General features: G+C 65.0%; 3 protein-coding genes. 2 read left to right on the top strand and 1 reads right to left on the bottom strand.

Annotation, left to right across the window (positions count from 1 at the left end; genetic code table 11):
- Positions 1–276: 276 nt before the first annotated feature.
- Complete coding sequence (locus tag ABD374_RS31690) at positions 277–1242, bottom strand: D-2-hydroxyacid dehydrogenase family protein (RefSeq protein WP_344500094.1); 966 nt, start codon at positions 1240–1242, stop codon at positions 277–279.
- Positions 1243–1967: 725 nt separating this feature from the next.
- Here ABD374_RS31690 and ABD374_RS31680 point away from each other — a divergent pair.
- Positions 1968–2702, top strand: a complete 735-nt coding sequence (locus ABD374_RS31680) for a ParA family protein (RefSeq protein ID WP_344500092.1) — start codon at positions 1968–1970, stop codon at positions 2700–2702.
- Positions 2702–3820, top strand: a complete 1119-nt coding sequence (locus tag ABD374_RS31675) for a ParB/RepB/Spo0J family partition protein (RefSeq protein ID WP_344500090.1) — start codon at positions 2702–2704, stop codon at positions 3818–3820. The genes ABD374_RS31680 and ABD374_RS31675 overlap by 1 nt, the downstream gene beginning before the upstream one ends.
- Positions 3821–4039: the final 219 nt, after the last annotated feature.

The raw sequence follows: 4039 nt of genomic DNA, 5'->3' as shown, positions 1-4039 counted from the left end.
GCCCACCGCCCACCCGGCCCGCCAGTCTCCGGCAGCAGCGGGGCAATGCGATCCCATTGAGCATTCGTCAGTTCATGCCGACGCACCATGACGGACTCCTGCCCGCAACGGCAACAGATCCACCGCCCCGGACAAGAGCCATCAGACACTGCCTAAGTCGGAGAAACGTTCCTGTTCTTTGATTATGAGTAGGCGTCGCTCTCTGCTGAAAGCGTGGGGCTAGGGGGTGCGGAGAACTGCGCGACCAGCCACACACCCGCACGTACAGACCGACCCTCACACTCCCCCGATCCTTCTCACCGCACCCCCGTCGAGAAAAGCGCGGATGTTCTCCACCGCCTGCCCGTAGTACGTCCCGTAGTTGGCCTGCGACACGTACCCAAGGTGCGGTGTGGCGAGCAGCCGCGGAGCGCTACGCATCGGGTGGTTAGGCGGCAGCGGTTCCGTGTCGAAGACGTCGACGGCCGCTCCGGCGATGGTGCCTGTCCGGAGCGCCGCCAGGAGTGCGTCCTGGTCGACAATGGCCGCCCGGGAGGTGTTCACCAGGTGGGCGGTGGGGCGCATGAGGGCGAGTTCGGGGGCGCCGAGCAGGCCGCGCGTACGGTCGGACAGGGCGAGGTGGACGGAGACGAAGTCGCTGGTGGCGAGGAGGTCTTCCTTGGAGGTGGCGAGGGTGACCCCAGCTTCGGCGCAGCGTTCCCCGGTGAGGTTCTGGCTCCAGGCGCTCACTTCCATGCCGAAGGCGAGGCCGATCGTGGCCACCCGGCTGCCGATCTTGCCGAGGCCGAGCAGTCCGAGGCGGCTGCCGTGCAGGTCGGTGCCGACGGTGGACTGCCAGGGGCCGTTGTGGCGGAGGGAGTGGGACTCGGTGACCAGACCGCGGGCGAGGCCGAGGAGCAGGGCCCAGGTGAGCTCGACGGGCGGGGTGGACGAGCTGGCGGTGCCGCAGACGGTGACTCCGTACTGCTCGGCGGCGGCGAAGTCGATGACCGAGTTGCGCATTCCGGAGGCGATCAGGAGGCGCAGCCGGGGCAGTCGGGCGAGGAGGGAAGCTGGAAAGGGGACTCGTTCGCGGAGGGTGACGACGACGTCGAAGTCCGCGAGTGCGGCGGCGAGTTCGTCCTCAGTGGCGAAGTGTTCCGGGAAGGACACCACCTCCACCTCTTCGGCGACGGGCGACCAGTCCGCGGCGGCGGTCGCGGCGGACTGGAAGTCGTCGAGCAGGGCACAGCGGAGCTTCATCGCGCGGTTCTCTCCCTTGATCACGGGGTGGTCCGGGCCCTCACACCAAGGAGCCCTCGGGGTGCCACGCCCCGGGAAGCGTATCGAGTCGTGATCAAAAGGGAGACCGCCCCGTCAGCCACGACACCGACCTCTACAAGGAACGGATCGCCGTCGAGCGGAGGATCAACCGGATGAAAGCATGGATCGACATCGCCAGCCGCTGCGACAAGACCCCCAACAGCTACCTTGCCGGTCTCCACCTCCGCGCCTCGATGATCTGGATCAAGGACCTCACACGAAGCTCTCCTTGATCATTACCGGCGTACAGATAGAAGAAGTGCCCAGCCCAGTACGGCATCGAACTGAGCACCTGACCACGAAGCAGCCTCCGCCGTCCGGACCTCAAGTCCGGGCGATGGGGGCCGCTTTTTGTGTTTCTGGAGCAGTTAGGGGGTGTCTCTTCGATCTCCCCCTTGACACGCTCTTACTGCGCCACCGTAGCGGCGGAACCGTGAGGCTCGGGGAGCTCTTACCAAGAGTGATTTCAAAACCCGGTTTTGAAGACCAGCCTCCCGCCCTGAGACAGCCACCCCCGGGCCGTTCCGTGTGCCAGCTTCAAAACCCGGTTTTGAAATCGACACGCCGGAGGGCAACGTGAGGGGCCTTCCGTGGCATCCTGTCCCGGTCCGCTAGTACCGACCCACCCGGGCCGGGAAGCATACGGAGCATCAGGAGTACCACCCATGGCACGGATCACCGCGCTCATCAACCGCAAGGGTGGAGTCGGAAAGTCGACTCTCACCGTCAACACCGCGGCCATCACCGCCCACGTCCTGGGCACAGCCCCCGAAGGCGACCCCCACTACGTCGCCGCCGTCTCCGCCGACCCCCAAGGCTCGACCACCTGGTGGTCCGAGCGAGTCGGCCAGGAGCTGCCCTTCTCCTTCAAGCAGATTAACTCCAAGGATGACCTGGAGCTCTTCTCCGCTCTGAAGAAGTCCCGCAAGATCAAGCACGCCTTCATCGACACCCCGGGATGGATGGACCTTCCCGAGGACGAGAAGGAAGAAGCTGGTGACCCGTTCGGCAAGAGCACCGCCGCCGACGCCATGCGCGCCGTGCTGGCCAATGCCGACGACATCATCGTGCCCGTCGAGCCCGAGCCGCTTGGGTTCATGCCGACCCGCGACACGATCGAGGAAGTGGTCAAGCCACTCGGCATCCCCTACCTCGTCGTCATTAACAACTGGGACCCGCGCGACGGCGAGGCCGACCTCGACCAGACCAAGGACTTCGTCCGAGCTCAGGGCTGGAACCTGGCCAACACTGTCGTCCGCCACTACAAGGTCCACACCCGGGCAGCTCTCGAAGGCACTGTCGTCACCCAGTACAAGAAGAACCGGGTCGCGATGGAAGCCCGCGAAGACTTCTACCAGCTCGCTCTCGAGCTCGGCGCCGGCAAGAAGGGCGCTCGTTGATGGCGACGAAGAAGCCTTGGGCCGACCTCCTCGACGGACCGGGCAAGCCCGGCACCAAGCGAGCCTCCAATGACGAGCCGGCTAAGGCGGAGACGCCGCCGACCACCGCCTACATGCACATGCTCGTCGGCAACCCGGATAACCCTCGGACCGACGCCGATTACTCCGACGACGACCCCGAATTCCGAGAACTCAAGGAGTCGATGAAGTCCGTCGGACAGCTCCAGCCAGCCGTCGCCATGTCCCGCGAGGCGTTCCTCCGAGTCAAGCCCGAACACGGCTCCAGGATCGGCGACGCGGAGTGGGTCGTCATCCTCGGCAACCGGCGCTTCCATGCGGCTAAGCAGCTCGGCTGGACGAAGTTCGAGATCCGGGTCCGTGACCGTCTCGGCAACGAAGACGACGACAAACTCGACGAAGCTGTCGTCATCGAGAACATCCACCGCAAGAACATCCCTCCCTACAAGGAGGCTGAGTTCCTGCAGCGGATGGTCGAACGTCACGGGTCCCAGGAGAAGGTCGCAGAGCGCATCGGCAAGTCACAGATGTACGTCTCCAACCGCCTGGCTCTGCTCAACCTGCCGCCCGAACTCCAGAACGCCGTCGACACCAAGCAGCTCAAGGTGAAGACGGCCGAGAAGATCGCCAAGATCCAGGACCCGGAACAGCAGAAGGCCATCGCTGCTGAGGAGCTACGCAAGGCCCAGGTGCCGAAGGCCCCGCGGAAGCGCGCGGCCGCTCCGGTGGCTTCGCCGGTTCAAAACTCGGTTTTGAATCCCGCCCCGGAAACCGCATTGAGCAGTGGGGGAGTGGTGGCGGTAGCGCCCCCCGAGGCCGGCGAACCCACCGTCATCGTTCCGGAACCTCGGATCACCACGCCTGCGCAGGTGCCGATGGCTGCTGAGGTGCCGTGGCATGACGGCTCTGCGCTCATGGACGCAGCATTTGTCCGACTGGACCCGGCCCAACGGAGCGCGTTCATCCTGCGCTACTTCAGACGCAGCCAGGGCGTAGAGGCCGTCATCGCTGATATGCGAGGAGACCTCGCCCCGCAGGACCGCGCCTCGCTCGCAGGCATCCTCCAGCAGGTTGCTGCTGGCCTCCTTCGAGACGCGTAGCCCGGCCCAGAAGCCCCTGCTCTCCAGAGTGACGAGCAGGGGCTTTCGTGCATATGCGTATCCCCTGCCTCGCAACAGAACCAGACGAAGAACCTAACGAAGCACTACTAGGAGCAATACCGTTGATTTAGGATCTTTTTAGGCATCTGCTGTTTGGCTTGGTGGGTGACACCAGTGTGACGGTGGAGGGCGGTGGTGGGGGTGGGTTGCGGTGGTGGG

Origin of the sequence: Streptomyces enissocaesilis, assembly GCF_039533765.1 — a bacterium.
GTDB lineage: Bacteria > Actinomycetota > Actinomycetes > Streptomycetales > Streptomycetaceae > Streptomyces > Streptomyces enissocaesilis.
Note: the sequence above shows the minus strand (reverse complement) of the source record. Positions and strands in the feature narration are given on the sequence as shown.

Excerpts from the sequence above, each read along its gene's own strand:
- ABD374_RS31690 (WP_344500094.1), bottom strand. The coding sequence starts at position 1,242 with ATGAAGCTCCGCTGTGCCCTGCTCGACGACTTCCAGTCCGCCGCGACC.
- ABD374_RS31680 (WP_344500092.1), top strand. The coding sequence starts at position 1,968 with ATGGCACGGATCACCGCGCTCATCAACCGCAAGGGTGGAGTCGGAAAG.
- ABD374_RS31675 (WP_344500090.1), top strand. The coding sequence starts at position 2,702 with ATGGCGACGAAGAAGCCTTGGGCCGACCTCCTCGACGGACCGGGCAAG.